Source organism: Schlesneria sphaerica (assembly GCF_044336245.1).
Lineage (GTDB): Bacteria > Planctomycetota > Planctomycetia > Planctomycetales > Planctomycetaceae > Schlesneria > Schlesneria sphaerica.
Map to the genome: position 1 here is coordinate 5,974,290 of NZ_CP172346.1, position 17,002 is coordinate 5,991,291.

Here is a 17,002-nt window from a genome sequence, read left to right on the forward strand (position 1 = left end):
GCCGCGATGAACAATCCGCAGATCTTCGTGGCCGCTCCCGCGCCCCCCCTGGTCATCTACACCACGGAGCGATCAGTACCACTGGTAAGCGTAGACGCGGAATTCCTCGATCTTGCTCAGGCGTCGCAAATGGCTCGATTCATCGGTCTCGGCGACTTCAGAGGAGTTTTGCCATCGAGGAGCGATTCGCGACAGTTGCTTCTTCAATCGATCGCTGGCGAATTGTTTTGCGGTCCAGTGCCGGGGCGCTGGCACGGGACTTTTTTCGGTTAATTCGATCCAGCGTTCGGTCAGCATCGCCCGAATACCTTCCCGAATGAAGTCATTGGGAAGTTCCGTCAGGGATCTGAGGCAGAGCAACCCTTCATCGCTCGTGGGATGTGCACTGATCTGGACTGAGGGCCGCAGGTCCCCTTCGAGTACTCGATTGACGTTGTACTGGTTAACGAAAGCATCTACGGGGAGAACTGCGTACAAATAGATCGCGACGGAGACGGTCCACAACTGGCGTCGAATCAACCAGGTGAAACTGTGACCCCGTGCGATCTTTTGAAGCACCAGCAGAAAGCCGCAGACCACGGACGCGGCTCCGAGAATTCCGATGACCCTCATGCGGGTCATGCCGTTGAATCCGATGTAAATAAACAGCCTGTTGAACACGGCCAGCGCCAGAATCATGTTCTGCAGAGACCAGACCCACGAAAGCGTCTTCAGACGCGCCAATCGGGGGTCTCTTAGAATTGTGCCGCGGAAGATCAGCGACAGCATGATGGTGGCCAGGCCCAACGCGATTGTCAGCCAGATCGCCCCTTCGTGGGCATATCCGGAGTAATGAAATCCCGGCGGAAAGGTCCGGAACCAGAGCGTCTGAAATTCAAAGATCAGGTACAGCGTGAACAGACCAATCACGACCACGAGCGAGTTGCGATAGGGTTCGTAGTAGGGAGATTTGGTGATCTGCTGTTTCTGGTATGGCTCACGGTCTGACAATTCAAACTGTCGGACGGCGGGTCTCAGCATTCCGACTGCGAGCCAGGTCGCGACCAGACAGAACAGGACTTCGGAAAAGTGAAGCTGCTGCATCCAGAGGTCGAGATTCACCACCAACCGGCTGAACTTCCGCCCGAGCGAGCGTACCAGATGCGGGTTCGCCATCACAAAAATCGACGAAAATACCACGAAGGTGAGGATGGGGAGTGCGATGGAAAACGATTGCGTCCGCAATACGACGGGGCTCAAACGGGAAAGGGTCCTAAAGTAATGATGTAGTCCCCGGTAGCCCGCTTCGATCCATTTCGACGTAAATACGACGACTTGCGTCAGATACGGTCGCAAGCCGGCGAGGCTCATCGTGAAGCAGCACAGCAGGACAAATCCCGTGATCACAGTCAGATGAGATCCGCACCACAGCAAGCGAAGCGACAGCAGGGCCAGCATTGGGCTGAGAATCCAGAGGCTCAGATCCCCCACGAGGCGGACAGTTCCCAGACACAGCAGCAGCGGTCCAAGAACGAACATGACAGCCGGCCCGGCGTATCCAACCGATCGATAGAGTGTCAGATCGGACAGCACGACCAACAGGACCAGCGCGATGACTTCCCGAATCAGTACGGGTGACGAATTGGAACTCACTCGTGATGTCGTGAATAAAGTGGGGTGACTGTGGTGAACGTCGTTGGAGGAGTCGAGAAACGTCAACTGGTCATGGCTATCACGGAATTCAGCCATCGCTTAAGTCCTTTGCTGTCGGCCTGACTGAATTCATGCTCAGCACTACTCCTGTGCCACTGCATCATTCGCAGTGACCTGGTCCAATTTGCGCCGTTCCGTCCCCCAGAGCACGTAGGTACAATCTATGCACGAGTACATGAAAAATAAATGGCCAGATGAAAGGCTCCTGAAATTTGTTCCAGCGGCCCCGGCGGTCAATCGCGCAAAGTAGATGGTTCGAGATAAATTTCAGCAGTGAAATACTTTACGGCGAAATTGAGGATGGGGTGCCCGTTGGCGGATCGAGTCGGCCTATCCGGCGAATTCGAATCTTGACTATAATCCAACTCCGGCGGAGTTTGCCGATGGATCGGTGAATCTCCGAAACGAAGGAGCGATGGATATGGACCGCGCAAAGGAATGCGTGACAGCTTTACTGATATTGGTCATGGCGTCAGGCTGCTGTGGAACTCAGGAGACTCGATTTCTGAGTTGGATTCCCCGGCCGGCTGCCGTTGAAGCGAGGTCGTACAATATTCATGATCCGTTTCCGGATGAATCTGCCGGGCCTAACACTTTCACCCGTCCGCGTACCTTCATTGAGCCTCGGACGGATACTCGGAAAGATTACGATCTCCGATTCCTCAAGGCGGCCAATGGATTTCCACAACAGCGGTATTCGGTGCTGGACTCTCCTGCGCCGGCGCGCACCGTCCGGAATGAAGCCCCACTTTGGAGAGATCCTCAGCTCCAGTCCCCCATCGTTACGGTCCCGGCCTGGTAATCTACGCGGTAATCTCCTTAGTGCCCTCTGGTTTCTGTTCATCGCAGCCTGCTTCGTCGGATCGTTGAGTCACTGCCAGGTCGCCTCCGCACAAACTCAGACAACGGTCCCGTCCCCCAATGCGCGATCCTTCGAAGCGCGGGGTCACGAATTCATTACTCCCGAGACGCAGAAAGCGATCGACCGGGGACTGGTCTTTCTGGCGAACCGCCAGCATGACGAAGGCTGGTACTTCGCCAACAGCTACAAGCGAAACGTAGCCGTCACCTCACTGGCAGGTATGGCCTTTCTTTCGGCGGGGCACGTTCCCGACCGCGGACCCTACGGCAAAAAGGTTGATAAGTCGGTTGAGTACATTCTCTCGTGCGTCAGCCCGTCGGGCTTCATCAAGCGGGACGACAGCCCTGAGCATGGTCCCATGTATGGGCACGGTTTCGCCACGCTGTTTCTGGCGGAAGTCTACGGAATGAGCCCCAAGCCCGAGATTCGCGAATCGCTGAAGTCGGCCACTCAACTCATCATCAATTCGCAGAACAAAGAAGGGGGCTGGCGCTACAAGCCCGACGGGCGAGACGCCGACGTCTCTGTCACCGTTTGCCAGATGATGGCCTTGCGCGCGGCAAGAAATTGCGGGATCGCCGTTCCGAAAACCACGGTCGACAACTGTGTCGAATATGTCCGCAAATGCCAGAACGCGGACGGAGGATTCCGGTATCGATTGGGTGATAGACCGATGAGCGAGTTTCCCCGGTCGGCTGCAGGTGTTGTCGTCCTCTATAACGCAGGCGTCACCGATGGACGGGATCTGGAAAGGGGACTGGGCTATCTGCTGAGGTTTCCGCCACGTCAGGATTTGATTCCCACCAACAATCACTACTTTTACGGACATTACTACGCCGTTCAGGCAATGTGGCACGCTGGTGAGGAAAACTGGCGACAATGGTATCCCGCCATTCGTGATGAACTCCTCGCTCGCCAAGGTCCCGATGGAGGGTGGACCGATCTGCAAATTAATGATGTGTACGGAACCAGCATGGCCTGCCTGATCCTTCAGATGCCGAACAATCTGCTTCCGATTTTTCAGCGATGAAATCAGTCGCCCGGCATGAGCCAGACTCGGCAAGCGTATTGCAAGGAAGTGGGCCGACGTAGGAAAAAGTCTGCTGGTACGAGATGAGCAAGACCTGTTTCAACAGGAGTGAATCGCCGTACTGAGAACCATGGCCGTCGGCCCGGTCGTTGCAAATTTGCCGCAGCAAGGCCGGGAACTTCAGGCACCCCACTCAAGTCGGTACCACCGAGATCATTCCGACAGACGCAGACTCGCGAAGGAAAATTCCAAGTGACCGATCCAATTTGCTTTCGTCAAACAGCAGGCAGGTGCTTGCTGGTGCTTGTTTTCCTTCTCGCTGGGTCAGCAAGGCCGTTGCAGGCGCAGGATCTTGTCCGCTTAACCGACATCGCCGGGGAACAATTCGAGGGGAGTTTGAAATCCTGGTCGACGGACCAACTGGTCCTGGCATCTCCTGAAGAACGTCTGTTCCAGCATTCCCGGCTGCAGTCTGTCAGGTTTGAGCGTTCCAACCCGACTCGCAGTCATACGTCACCTTCCATCTGGCTGACAAATGGTGATCGTCTGGCGGCGCGGTCCCTCACTGTCGAAAAAGAGGTTCTCTCTTTGTCATGGACGGTTCGGAGCGACAAGGAACTGTCCTCGATTCCCCTCGAAGATATCACCGCGATCATTTTTGACTGGCCCCATGCGGTTCAGGAGCGACTGCGATTGATTGCCGATCTGGAAACCCTCTCGGCAGGGAGTGATCTGGTGATGCTCTCGAATGGTGATCGAACGTTCGGCGAGTTTCAGCGACTGGATGCTGCGTTTGTCGAACTGAAGGTGGCTGGTAAGACACTGAAGCTCGATCGCAGCCGCGTACGTGCGATCCGGCTGGATCCTGAACTTGCAACCTTAACACGTCCGCAGGGGAAACGAGTCGTCCTGATGCTCGTCGATGGAAGTCAGCTCACCGTCACCGGACTGGAGATCGAAGAGGAGTTTCTGAAGGCAAAATCGACTCACCTCGGCAGCTTTGCTTTGCCGGTTGCCGCGGTCGTCGGCTGCCATTTCTTTGGTGATGGAATCGTTCCCGTCGCAGACTATGAACCTGAGAAGGTCGAGTACACCCCTTATCTTTCCGGCAGATGGTCACTGGTCCGCAATGCGAATGTCCTGCACGGTCCCCTGACGGTCCAGGAGACCGAATATGTGACGGGACTGGGAATGCACAGCCGGATGTCTGCCACTTACGCGCTGCGAGGTGATGAGAAAGCCTTTCGTGCCCTGGTGGGAATCGATGATGTTGCGACGGATCTGGGAAGTGTGCGTTTCACGGTGGAACTCGACGGTCGCCGGATCTGGTCCAGTCCCGAAATGACCGGCAAAGCTCCCGTGAGAAGTACACAGAATCTCAGTCTTGAGGGAGGCAAAAAGCTGACATTGACCGTTGAGTTTGGCGAGTACGCTGACGTCGGTGACTATGCCAACTGGTGCGATGCCGTGTTCGTTCTTGCCTCCCTGGACGAGTGAGTCAGAGGACGCGTGCCGGGGTCACTCCAGCGCCAACCCTGCCGCTTCGGTAATACGATCGAATGAAGCCCGGTTGGTGGTGTAGCTGATCAGTTGAACGACGTCTCTCGGGCCGGCAAGCTTGACCGCCGCGTCGACATCTTCGTCTGTCAGCACGACGGGTGTCGTAGCCAGTTTCTTCGCGACGTTGAAGAGCGAGCGTTCTGTCGGCGTGAACTCGCTCCAGTCCCCATCGAGTGCATAGATCTGATCCTCCGACTGGCCCAGTTCTTTCAGTCGCTGCTTTGCCAGTCCCGTTGCGTACCAGGCACGATCCTGACGTGCGATTATCCAGCTCACCTGTGCTTTTATCAGCGGGGTAAGGTCCCCTCGCGTTTCTGCGGATTGAATACCGGCAATCCGGTTTTTTGCACTGTTGGGGAAGTTTGCCAGCAGTCGCACCCACTGTGGCAGTGGACCTTCCGGCCAGTCGCTTGAGACGAATTCCCGTGCCTTTGCCTCTTCGACCAGTGGCAGCCGGGGTGTGCGCTGCTTTGCGGCCTCAAGCCCCGTTTCAACTTCGGAGCGCGTTTCCAGGGGAGGACGATCAGAGACCGTCTGCCGGGTGGGCTGACTGGTTGTCAGATCGATCAACAGCGGGGCGACCTTCGTCACTTTGTTCTGGAATCGAGCCGCGGTCGGCGTCAGGTACGATTCGTGTCGAGGACTGGCCGCCGCTGCCTGGGTCGTTCCCCCCTGCCCGGCTGCTTCCTGCCGCCTGCCGAATCCGCCCCCGTTAGCTGACTGAGGAACTCCGGCCCCTTCCTTCCAGCGGTTGATGGAGTTGTTGCCTGCCATCGAGAGGATCATTTCCAGGATTTGCTGATCTGTAAAATGGGCTCGCAGTTTCGCAATATCGGCATCACCCAGCAGGTGAGGTTCGTATGTGAATTTGCGAGCGAAGGCAAACGCGGCCTGCTCGGCTTCCGGGAAAGCCTCCCATTCACTGTCCAGCGCCGCGATTTCGTCTTCCGTCATCCCGGCAGCCAGCAGCTTGGATTCCTGATGGCCCAGGCAGTACTGACAGTTGTTGGTGCGGGAAACAATCCAGAAGAGCTGCACCTTGAATTTGTAACTGAGCGTATTGTCGGGATCGTTATCCCGTCCTCCTCCACCACCGCCACCGAAACCTTGTCCACCACCGGGTAATCCGGTGCCGGGGCGTCCTGCGTTACCAGTGCCCGTTCCACGCAAGTCCCCGCCGGGCATGTAGTGATATCGCAGACGTCCTTCGTAGCTGCCGCCCCGTTCACCCAGTTTTTCTTTGTCTTCTTCGGTCAGTTCAGGAAGAGGGATTCGTGGAGTCCGCGACTTCATATCCTCCAGATACTCTTTCATCTCGGGGCGTGTCAGCGGAACGGGACGGGGTGTTGTTTTGGAATCGATGCCGTAGGTGAACCCGGACGATGAGAGGACCAATCCCGCGGCGATCAGTGAGAACTTTTTCTTCATAGATGCTTCCTTAGGCAGACGTGATGCAGATGAGATGAGAATTCGGACAGTTTCGTTTCGGACAGAGATCGACCGCTGATCGGCTATTTTTCCTGCTTGGGCGTAACGGGCGTGGTTCCAGTTTGTGCGGGGGCTGGAGGGCTCTGGAAAACGTTTTCACGCTCCAGCGGAAGCTGGAATCCATCAGAGATTCGCGTCATGTAGAGACCTCGGCACAACCACCAGAAGGTCGCCATCGCCTGTTCAGGACCCAGGTCCTCGACGAGTGTGCGATAGTCTTCTGGCGTGAGCTCCCAGGGGGTCTTGCTCAGCTTGCGAGCGTACGCATAGGCTCGTTGCTCGGCCGGAGGAAATGCCGACCAGTCTGCACTGGCCAGTCGACGTGTTCGTTCTGCGACCGCGTTTTTATCCAGTCCCGCCACTTCCAGCAGCATTTCACAGTGCCCCATGCAATAGTTGCATTCGATGCTGCGAGTCTGGATCCAGAACAGACTTTCTTCGAAGATGCGGTCTGGCTTGGTCTCAGCCCACATCGTTCGGGTTGAAATTCCCCAGGGAACGGCCAGCTCGGGAACGTACCCGGAACAGACCAGGTTCCAGATGATGCGTGTCGGGCGAGCAGCCATCGCAGGGGGCAGATTCTTCTTCACTTCGTCCCAACTGGGGATCGGAAGCCGCGGCTTCCGATCGCGCTGGCGTTCCAGACGTCCCTGCAAGTCATCGTAGGAGAGCTGTGACCATTTGGGATCGTGGCTGACGACCGAGGTTCCCGACTCGACGAGCGCTTCTGCCGTTGTATGAGGCGGCATGATCGGGGCGAGCTGCAGAGCCCCTTCCGCAAACGTCACCGAGAGTGGAGGAAGGGGACCCTGATCCTCCATCGGAAGGTTCAGCCCCAGAACGATTCGATCCTGGAAGTTACCGTAGGCGGCGAGCAGGACCATTGAGGCGACCCGCTTATCGCCGTAGCGTTGACGCAAGGTTTCGAACAGCTCGTCCGGTATCGTGGGAGCCGCCACGGTGAGGAGGCGAGCAAACTCCAGGGGGGCCCGATCATCCGCCGGCCAGACGGCAGGTTCACCGGTCAACACCTTGCGGGCCGCTTGAGACAGTCCGGCTCGCTCAAGGTCTGCGAGTGCGTACGCTTCGGAATAACGGCAACGATTGGCATGAGCAATCACCCACCGTATCTTCGCACGCAGTATCGGGTCGAGCGGACTCTGCATCCGGTGCGCGTAGTCCAGTTGCAGCATGGCGGCGGCAGTGCGGGGAAGATGTGATGCGACAGCGCGGACCCAGACGGGAAGTTCCGCTCCGTCCCGGCTAACGACTTCTGGTAACTTCTTCCAGGCATCCTCGTTACTGAGCAGGGGGACTGCGGGGGAACCCTCTTGGGAATGTTCTGCTGTCTTCACGTTGTAGTAGTCGTAAAAGACATTGGTTCGCTCCAGGGTCAGTTGGAAGCCGTTCGAGATTCTCGTCATGTAGTGGTAACGGCTGGCGTTAAGCAGCACAAACAGCGCCCGATCCGTTCCGAAGTCGCGGGAGAGTTCGGCCACGTCATCATCGGAGACTGCCCACGGAGTTCTGGTCAACTTGCGAGCAAATGCAAAGGCATGCTGTTCTGCCGGGGGAAAGCTGGACCAGTCGTCACTCGCCAGCAGGCGACTGCGCTCGGCAATTTCCTCTGCATTCAGTCCTGCCACTTCCCAGTTCATTTCACAGTGACCCATGCAATAGGGGCAGACAACTGCTCGAGTCGTGACCCAGAAGAGTCCCTGCCCGAAAATGCGGTCCCAGCGGGGACCGATCTCTGCCCCGGCGGTCCTCATGAAGATCTCAAAAGGGACGGCCAGTTCGGGGGCATAGCCGAACACGATTCGGTACCAGACAATGTCGCTCGGCGTCTTCATCAGCCCTTCGGGCAGATTACGGCTGACTTCGTCCCACGAGGGTATCGGCAGACGCGTCGGTTTTTGTCTTTGCGCTTCAAGACGCTCTTGCAGTTGTTCGTACGTGAACCGTTTCCATTGCGGATCGTCTTGCACCAGATCTGCGCCATTGGGCTTTGGCAGCGACGACTTCTTCAAGGGGGGCGGCGGTGTCGTCTTGGTGACGAACGCTTCCGGTGGGAATGCGACGTCGACGGCAGCCAGGGGGCCATCGGGTTCCAGTGGCGCTCCCAGACTGAGCAGCAGACGGTCCTGAAAGTTAGAGTAGGCCATGTGCAGGACCATCGATGAGGCCTGATTGGGCCCAAAATGCTGGACCAGTGCGGCAAATTCTTCGTCGGTAACGGAATCGGAATCGACGCTCATCTTGCGTGCAAATTCGAGGGCCGCTTTCTCGCCGCTGGACCACCCGGGGTACCCCTCTTTCGCCAGGCCGATGATCTTTTCTGGTTCGACTCCCGCGCGCAGTGCGTCCGCCGCCGCATTCGCTTCGGCGTAGCCGCATCGGTTCGCTCGAGCAGAGATCCACCGCATCCCGGCTCGCAGGCCCGGATCGACGGGAGATTTCGTACGCTGGGCCAGATCAAGCTGCAGAAATGCGGCCGTCGTTTTGGGAAGTTCTGACGCGAGCATTCTTGCCCACGAGGGCAATGGCTGGTTGCCGCCGTGGAGCGCTGCCGGGAGGCGCTTCCAGGCTTCGGCATCCGACAGAATCGCGAAGCGAGGTGTTAATCCCACAACGGGGGCCACTTCTGGCCCGGCGAGGACCACCGAAGAAGCGGTTCCCAACATGATGCCTGAGAGTGCTGAAAACCAGGAAACGGAAGCCGACGCCTGTTCATTCATAGTTCGGTCCTTCAAAACTCAGCCGTGAGAACACCAGAAGAGATGATGCGAGAAAGGAGGTTTTTCGATTGAGGTCGACTGGGCGGTAGTACGCATGTTTCCATGTCTGTCCGTCGTTCCGATTGGTCGACATTGCTTTGTGGCTCCAGAGCAGAAGCTGCGCGGAAGCGGATCGTGTTGACCTCGATTAACTGGGGTGAAGGTGTTTCAGCCGACGTAACCCTGCGTCGCCAATCGCTTCCCCATTTCTCTGTAGAGTTCAGGATCCTGGGGCGTGAGGGTGGCGAGGCCATCGACGTATCGGTTGTACATGCAGAACATCGCTGCAATCAGAACGGTGTCATGAATCGCTTTGTCATCGGCACCTGCCAGCCGCGCCGTATGGACATCGTCAGGGGTCACGGTTCGACCATCGCGTCGAACTTTGCCCGCGATGGTTAACAGGGCCTTGAGCTTCGCGTCGACGGGAGCGTTCTCCAGGTCTGCGATGACGGCGTCGACGATCTCACTCCGATCACCCAGTAAATGCCGCGCAGCCGCTGCATGGGAACTCGTACAGAAGCGGCACTCATTCCCGGCTGAAACGTACGACGCGATGACTTCCCTCTCCGCTTCACTTAACGAGGAGGGGCCACGCAGGACCGACTGCGCCAGTCCGCTCAGATGCTGAGCAGAATCGGGAAACTGGTTGAGGAGTCCGACAATGCCGGGGACCCCTTCAGGAAGACGGATGTGAGCCATATTGTTCTCGCAAAGTGCATAAAACTTCGTCAGCAATCTCGGCCACGCTCAGTGCCGGTTCATCACCTCGTGGTCCTGATCAATAGATCATCCCCGCGAGTTGCGTGGCGATGCGTGGGCGTTAGTCGGCTCAGACGGCTGACGTTCGGGGTCATCCCGCCAGCCAGCATGGTGCCGAGCGCTGGCACCATCGGTGGGTGAATCTTCTGATCAGCTCGCAAAAGTCATCGTCCGTTCAGGTTCCTGGAAGCCGGAACCAGAGGGTCACGGGTTGACCTTTTAACGGACCCGAGCGGGGTCACTTTTTCATGATCTTCTTTTGATTTCCAAGGATACAATCCTGGTTTGTCAGAACCTTCGAAATGCTGTCGACGATGTGTTCCTGGTTCCCCAGAATGGACCCCTGATTGGCGACGATTTTCTCGAGTTTCGACTGGTTACACAGGATATGGTCCTGGTTGGCCACGATGGTCGCCTGATTTGTGATGACCTTTTCGAGCTTGGTCTGATTGCTCAGGATATTTTCCTGATTCGCAATGATTGCTGCCTGGTTGGATAGGATTTTCACCAGTCGAGCCTGGTTCTCTTCGACTGCTGCCACCCGGGCCAGAATCTTCTCCTGGTTCTCCAGAATCTCTTCCTGATTTGCCAGAATTGACTTCTGGTTCGCCAGCACATCGTCACTGCTCATGACTTCGATCCTTTAATTGAAACTCACTTGGTGAATCGTCTTACTCCATCAGCCCGGTAAGACTCGGACGAGCGCCTGTGGTATTCGGTCGTGATTCGCGAACGAATGCATTTATGGGGTGGGGCGAGTACCGCCTTGAGCAGTTGTCTCTGTGGATGTCTGGTCCAGCAGTGTCATGATCAGGGCCTGTTCCATCTCACCCGTCTTAAATCCGAACGGGCCGCGCCCGCTCTTGTAGGCGACCTTGCCCTTTGTATCGATCACATACAGCCGCGCAGGCATCCCGCTGTAAGCGTTCCCTGCAGGATCCTCGATTTCATCCACGAGCAGCGGGATTGAAGGTTTCAGCAGGGCATGGCACTGTGTCGCGACCGCCGTCCGCTCGGAATAGGACTTCGGCTGAGCGACACTCACACCGACAGTGGCGTTCGATTCCATCTTCCAGCCATCGGTGGGATGAGCCTCGCGGACATAGACTCCAAGAAAGACCGCATCGTCTTTGAAACGGTGATAGATGTCCTCGACACCGGAATACATCGAGCGGAACGGTCCGCACGTAAAGTTTCCGAACACGAGTACGACCGGTTTTTTGCCGATGACTTCGGAGAGCCGGACCGTCTGACTTTGATCATGTGTCTTCAACGCAAAGTCAGGAGCCTGTTCATCGAGGCCAGGGCCTTCCTGCAGTGACCCGACTTCTCCGATGAAAAGCCCTTTCAAAAGGATTTCAGGGGTGGGGGCGTCCCCCGGCAGGAATCCCGATGTCAGTCCTGCGAGCCACGTCTCACGCAGCTCTTCTGATGTAATCTCGTCTTTGCCCTGTGAGACCTGATCATAATAGGCGAGCCACTCTTCACGTGACAGTTTTCCATCGCCATTCGGATCGATTCGCCTGAAGAGTCGATTGATTAGGTAGGCCTGCTGAACCCAGGGGTTACGGTCAGACCAGTTCAAATCTTCGGCAGTGATCTTCCCATCGCGATTGCGGTCGAGTCGAGCGAACCAGGAAGGTGGTCCGGAAAACTGTTCTTGAGTGATCCCGGTAGCGGATTCCGCACCGCAGTGCTTTACCAGCCATTCCCAGTTGTGCCGCGACAGTGCGGGACCGAACCATCCTTCCCCCGCTCCCATGCGGGAACCTTTCACGATGGCCAGATACATCCGGATGGCTTCGGGGACTGAACGCCCCTCGTATGCCTTTTCAATCTCTTCGACGGGAATCTTTTGAAGTTCAGGACCGACTTTGTAATCGGTTAACGTGGTTGACGAAGGAGTGGGGGTCGAGGGGATGGTGTCGTCAGCAAAGATCGTCGCTGATGTCAGTGCGGATGCCATCACGAAACTCCTGGAGATCGCCGCTAGCAGATGCTTCATAATCCTATCCTGTCGTTGTTCGATCAAGCTCGGTGTCGCCGTGCGAATCATGATGCGTTAAAGGTTCCCAGTTGAACGCATCACCGTTTACGACTGACGCGGGATCGTGAGTTATTGGTTAGTTCATCAAGTCGCGGAAAACGGTCAGTACCGGACTGGTCCCGACAACGTACGTCACCGTTTTCTCTGTTTCCTTGCCGTCGGTTGCCTGCAGCTTCAGTTTGACCTTTGCGATCAGATTGGCATCGACGGGATTACCGTCGTCAATAATTTCGTAATCAATCAACTTCGCTCCACTGGTCCAGTCGATGTCCTGGACGATGATGGACGGCTTCTGTTCGGCAACCGATTCTGGAGTTTCTCCGTCTTTCCAGAATTCCAGTGTCGAAGTCAGTGTCTGCTGTGCAACATCCACATTGACGGGTGCGTTTTTACCGCTGCAGCCGGACAGAACCAAAAGGCCGAACAATGACATGGACAGACAGATTCCACGGGATGCCGTCAGGCGTTGATAGAAAAAAGAACGCGTATGGCGCATAAAAGCTTCTCGGTTGAAGTGAAACTCAGATTCTGTCGAAGTGCTCTCATCAGAGCTAGATACAAGACAAACGGGTCTATCGAATCCAACGCAGCGTGACTGAACGTGCAGACTCTCTACCGGCTCACACGGGAAACTGCGGTCGTTGCCTGAGGTTCAGACTGTGCCGTGAAGTCGATGCTTTCTGCACTGCGGAGGCACTTTGTGTGTGAATAATTCCGCAGTGTTCTTTGGCGAAGCTGTCGCAGAGGCGAAGTTCATCGCGGCGAATCGTTAGAAATCGCCCACCAGTTCACCCCCGTTTCTCGACCCAATCGCTCTCCAGAGTGCAAGGTCGATGTTCTGGGTCACAAACCGGACCGATCCGTCAGCCAGTTGAAGATGGACACCTCCGACGTGGCGGCTGCTGGGAGGCATGCTCGCCCGGTTGATGAGAAAGAAGCCGCACGAGCGGGAGTTCGGGACATTCGTGTGGAGGTAGGTATGCTGCCCGTTCATCCACGGAGCCCCCATAAACAGGGGAAACTGATTGGCGAGATTGGTGATGTCGAGGGCGTTACAGATCTCAACTGCCTCATCAGCACTCGCGGGCGAGGCGGGGCTGAAGAAGACGTCCGCGACAGGGCTGACCATGCCATTATTCCCATCTGCCATGATGCGTTCACTGAACGAGGCTGTGTTACTGGTGCCATCCGTGATGTCGGCGATGCGGACGGAACTTTGGAAATACATGACGCCATTCTGAGCGGGGAAAGCGGCATTCGGTCCTGTCGGCGCAGTCCAGATGACTCCGTTCCCTTTGTTGGCGAAGTAGCTTGTTCCTCCCCCCTGCCCGCTCAGATTCTGCTGTGGGTCGCTCGGACAGCGCAATCCCGGTAGTTCGATCGCCCGTGGAATCGCATTCACAGGGTCGCTGACCCCTGTGGAAAAGTTAATCATGTTGTAGACGTTTGCCTGGTCGAAGTAGGGCAAGAGCTGGCTGATTGCCGACCAGCAATTATCCCGGGGGGCGGTCCCGCTGTTTTCCTGACCGAAGGGAAAACAGTTATGGCTGCCGTGATAGTTATGCAGGGCCAGGCCCAGTTGTTTGAGATTGTTCTTACACTGCGTCCGACGGGCAGCCTCACGTGCTTGTTGCACCGCAGGCAACAGGAGTGCGATCAAGACCGCAATAATGGCGATCACCACCAGCAGTTCAATCAATGTGAAGGCAATGCGTCGTGATTTAGGAGTTGTACGCGACATAGATATGTCCTTTCGAAGTCACCGCAGATGCGTGTGAACTTCGTTCTGAAATGAGAAGAGTTTGGCATGACGTGCATGAGCAAGACTCCAGAAGAGAATCTGGCCGAATAAATGGAGTCAGAGTTGAGAATGCAGTTCATGCGCTCTGGGGGGCCGGTAGATACGGTCGGCCAACTCATTCAAGGACAAGACGTCGTTCTCAGAGGGGCAGCGCAAAACGTGCTGCGGGAGTTCGGTCCACCTGACGCTTTGAACAATCAGGGCATCTCCATTTGCCCTCAGCATGAGCAGTCGTGGACCGGGGGCGAGTGGTGGGGGATCCTGTCGGTGACAGTTCGGTCCCGAACAGCGCGGCTGGCCCGCAGGGGGAGCCGCGCGGACGGGGGATTCTGCAAACGGATCGAGGTCCGTGGAATCGCTTGCGAGATGGCTGACCTGCGACAGCAGATAGCTGCCGCAGGTGGCGGACGCGGAGTGGCTATTGACGATGACAAAAACAGCCAGATACGCGATGGCAAAGCCACCGCGCTGGATGCATCGAATCGCAATGAGGCCTCTGCTCCGCATCATGTGGTCTGATTCCGAAAAATCAGGTGGAACATTTCGTTCGTTCAAACGTCGATCTCATGCAGGTGCCAGACTCGATCGAGTTTGGTGATCTCGAGCACCTCGCGAATATCCCGGGAGGGATTAAACAGATGAATATCGATCTGCTGGAGGTGAACCGTGACGAGGACTCCGAGCAACCCGCTGGGGATCAGTCGTACTCCCGTCATGTCCAGTGCCAGCGTCTGGCATTGGTAGTCCCGGACCAGATTCATGAATTCTTCGGAGCATTGAGCGAAGTTCAGCTGGTCCACGATTTCGCGGCCACCGAATCCCAGCACGGTCAATTCCCCCGCGTGATAGATCTCCAGCTCAGGAATGACATCTTGAAAATAGTGAGTCGTGGAGGATTGGACCGCTGTGTGTGTCTCGGATGCCGTTGCAGTGAGCATCCCTCCCAGCTCATTGCCGCACCTCGGTAAAACGGCAGTTTCCGCCTCGTAATATTCCTCTGTTTCATGGGGCAGATGACCGTGGTTCATTTCGTTAAGCCTTTCTGGTCCGTCCTCCAGCCCGTCATCAGTCATTCGTCAGGCTCATCAGCAGTCGAACCCCTGATTTTCGAAGGGGCTACTGCGGTTCGATTCGAATGACTGTCACGGCGGGCGAAGTCCCTACGGTATAGGTTGCGATGGATTTCTTTTTGCTTCCTTTGCCGTCTTCGAGCGTCAGATTGGCTGAAATTTCCAGACTGGTGCCATTGTTCTTTTCCTCTGGCAGAAGTTCGTAATCAATCAGCTTATAACCCGAGGCCCAGTCGTAATCGGATCCGTGGATCCTGGGAACCAGATCCTCCGGAGTCATGCCCTCTTTCCATGCCTCGAGGAATTCCTCACAGGCCTGCGTGGCGGCAGATTCATTCACCGGAATACTTCCAGCGGATCTGGAACAGCCATTCAAGGCGACCAGTAACAGACAAGTCATGAACCACGGAGCGTACGAAAACAGTTTCATTGAGAAGCAACACCAAATTTGAAAATGCAGGATGTCATGACTCGATACCACATGGCGCTACCGGGAGTTTCAGGCCGGGTGAGGCTTTGACTCTCACTTCGGTCCTGGAATCGCCCGCGTGCCCCGGGTTACGAATCTCCAGAATTGGACTGCCCCGGCGTCTTCAAAAACACCGCCCCTGGGGACGGAAGTTCCCGGGTCAGGCCAAACCAACATTCAGACGAACAGCACCAGCGTCTCGGGAATCAGCCTTCGTGTCTGCTCAAGTCAGGCAACGTAGAAAACGAATCCCAAGGGGCTCGATTTCTACGCTGTTTGCTGCTCTTGCTGTGCGAGGGACGAGATGCCCCTTCTCAAGGAACGGGCATCAGGCACATGTTTGTTCCCTGTCTGGCTGCTGAGTACTGTGCAGTGATGTTCGTTCAGGACAATTAGAAATCAGAAGCGATTTCGCTTCCGTTCCGGGTGCCAACGCCTCGCCAAACCTGCAGATCGACGTTCGACGATGAAAATCGGACCGACCCATCGCAAAGCAGAAGATGAACGCCCCCCACGTGCCGACTGTTCGCCGTGGTGGCGATGCGGCCGGGTGGGAACATACATGAAAGGTCGTTGGGAACCATGATGTGATAGTAATAGGTCGTCGTGTGGTCAGGTTGCAGCCAGGGGACCCCACCGTTCGACTTTCCTTGTTTGGACAGGTCGTTCACGTCGAAGTTATGACACAACTGCCATGCTTCATCCGCGTTTTCGGGATAGGTTCCGGGCTGGAAGGTGTCTGTCCGTGGCGTGCTGACACCGTTGCTGCCGTCTCCGAGCATGCGTTCCGACATCAGTGCCGTGTTACTGGTGCCGTCGATGATGTCACCAAACCGAATGAAACTATCCTGGAAGATGACACCGTTGTGTGAGGGCCATCCATAACCGTTGCCCCCCACCGCTTGAGACGGAATCCCATTCAAGACGCTGGTGCCGGTGTTGGTGTAGTAGTTGTTTCGACCACCAACGACTCCCGGCAGCGAATCGGGATCCGAAGGGCAACGATAGGCTGGCACGTTCGTGTTGTAGGCGACAACGTTCAGTGGGTTGTTGCCTGAGACATTGAAGTTGATCAGGGCGTACAGATTGGCCTGATCAATGTAAGGAAGAATACGAGCCTGAGCAGGCAGGTTTGTTGCCGAAACACCCGAAACGGTTGTGTTCTTTCCCATCGGAAAGCCCCCATAGGTGTCACTGTAATTGTGCATGGCAAGACCGAGTTGCTTGAGGTTGTTTTTGCATTGTGTGCGACGGGCCGCTTCCCGTGCCTGTTGGACGGCAGGAAGTAGGAGCGCAATCAAAACAGCAATAATCGCGATGACGACCAGTAGCTCGATCAAAGTAAAGGCCCGACGGCGCAGCTCAGAACGAAGAGACATAGAACAAATCCTCCAAGACCGAAAACAAAATATACAAGAAATGCAACAGGCGACAAAAAAACAAA

Annotated in this window: 14 protein-coding genes; 3 read left to right on the plus strand and 11 right to left on the minus strand. The window is 56.2% G+C overall.

What is annotated here, in order from left to right; translation table 11 throughout:
- Nucleotides 1–72: 72 nt before the first annotated feature.
- A complete protein-coding gene (locus tag ACGY09_RS21580) occupies nt 73–1,728 on the minus strand; it encodes a DUF4153 domain-containing protein (protein ID WP_397569387.1) in 1,656 nt (551 codons plus the stop codon).
- A 701-nt stretch (nt 1,729–2,429) separates the two neighbouring features.
- Between ACGY09_RS21580 and ACGY09_RS21585 the strand changes: the two genes are divergently transcribed.
- Nucleotides 2,430–3,584: a prenyltransferase/squalene oxidase repeat-containing protein gene (locus ACGY09_RS21585; RefSeq protein WP_397569388.1), complete on the plus strand. Its 1,155-nt coding sequence runs from the start codon at nt 2,430–2,432 to the stop codon at nt 3,582–3,584.
- A 300-nt stretch (nt 3,585–3,884) separates the two neighbouring features.
- Nucleotides 3,885–5,081 carry an NPCBM/NEW2 domain-containing protein gene (locus tag ACGY09_RS21590; protein WP_397569389.1) on the plus strand — a complete coding sequence of 399 codons (1,197 nt, stop codon included), beginning with the start codon at nt 3,885–3,887 and terminating at the stop codon, nt 5,079–5,081.
- A 21-nt stretch (nt 5,082–5,102) separates the two neighbouring features.
- Here the strand turns inward: ACGY09_RS21590 and ACGY09_RS21595 are convergent, their stop codons facing one another.
- The 7 genes from ACGY09_RS21595 to ACGY09_RS21625 form a co-directional block, all read right to left on the minus strand.
- Nucleotides 5,103–6,572: a carboxymuconolactone decarboxylase family protein gene (locus ACGY09_RS21595; protein ID WP_397569390.1), complete on the minus strand. Its 1,470-nt coding sequence runs from the start codon at nt 6,570–6,572 to the stop codon at nt 5,103–5,105.
- A gap of 83 nt (nt 6,573–6,655) precedes the next feature.
- On the minus strand, nt 6,656–9,370 hold the full coding sequence (locus tag ACGY09_RS21600) for a hypothetical protein (RefSeq protein WP_397569391.1): 2,715 nt from the start codon (nt 9,368–9,370) through the stop codon (nt 6,656–6,658).
- A gap of 207 nt (nt 9,371–9,577) precedes the next feature.
- Nucleotides 9,578–10,111, minus strand: coding sequence for a carboxymuconolactone decarboxylase family protein (locus ACGY09_RS21605; RefSeq protein WP_397569392.1), 534 nt, complete (start codon nt 10,109–10,111; stop codon nt 9,578–9,580).
- 298 nt (nt 10,112–10,409) lie between these two features.
- Nucleotides 10,410–10,802, minus strand: a complete 393-nt coding sequence (locus ACGY09_RS21610; RefSeq protein ID WP_373652903.1) for a hypothetical protein — start codon at nt 10,800–10,802, stop codon at nt 10,410–10,412.
- A gap of 111 nt (nt 10,803–10,913) precedes the next feature.
- A complete protein-coding gene (locus ACGY09_RS21615; RefSeq protein WP_397569393.1) occupies nt 10,914–12,176 on the minus strand; it encodes a deiodinase family protein in 1,263 nt (420 codons plus the stop codon).
- Nucleotides 12,177–12,294: 118 nt separating this feature from the next.
- On the minus strand, nt 12,295–12,651 hold the full coding sequence (locus ACGY09_RS21620; RefSeq protein WP_373652901.1) for a hypothetical protein: 357 nt from the start codon (nt 12,649–12,651) through the stop codon (nt 12,295–12,297).
- Nucleotides 12,652–12,987: 336 nt separating this feature from the next.
- A complete protein-coding gene (locus ACGY09_RS21625; protein WP_397569394.1) occupies nt 12,988–13,959 on the minus strand; it encodes a DUF1559 domain-containing protein in 972 nt (323 codons plus the stop codon).
- Between the two features lie 129 nt (nt 13,960–14,088).
- Between ACGY09_RS21625 and ACGY09_RS21630 the strand changes: the two genes are divergently transcribed.
- Nucleotides 14,089–14,538, plus strand: coding sequence for a hypothetical protein (locus ACGY09_RS21630; protein WP_397569395.1), 450 nt, complete (start codon nt 14,089–14,091; stop codon nt 14,536–14,538).
- A 32-nt stretch (nt 14,539–14,570) separates the two neighbouring features.
- Here ACGY09_RS21630 and ACGY09_RS21635 read toward each other — a convergent pair whose 3' ends face one another.
- From ACGY09_RS21635 to ACGY09_RS21645, 3 genes are all read right to left on the minus strand, one after another.
- Nucleotides 14,571–15,047, minus strand: a complete 477-nt coding sequence (locus tag ACGY09_RS21635) for an STAS domain-containing protein (protein ID WP_373652898.1) — start codon at nt 15,045–15,047, stop codon at nt 14,571–14,573.
- Nucleotides 15,048–15,135: 88 nt separating this feature from the next.
- The gene (locus ACGY09_RS21640; RefSeq protein WP_373652897.1) at nt 15,136–15,519 is read right to left on the minus strand and encodes a hypothetical protein; all 384 of its coding nucleotides are present in this window, start codon (nt 15,517–15,519) and stop codon (nt 15,136–15,138) included.
- Between the two features lie 431 nt (nt 15,520–15,950).
- Nucleotides 15,951–16,937, minus strand: a complete 987-nt coding sequence (locus ACGY09_RS21645; RefSeq protein WP_397569396.1) for a DUF1559 domain-containing protein — start codon at nt 16,935–16,937, stop codon at nt 15,951–15,953.
- Nucleotides 16,938–17,002: the final 65 nt, after the last annotated feature.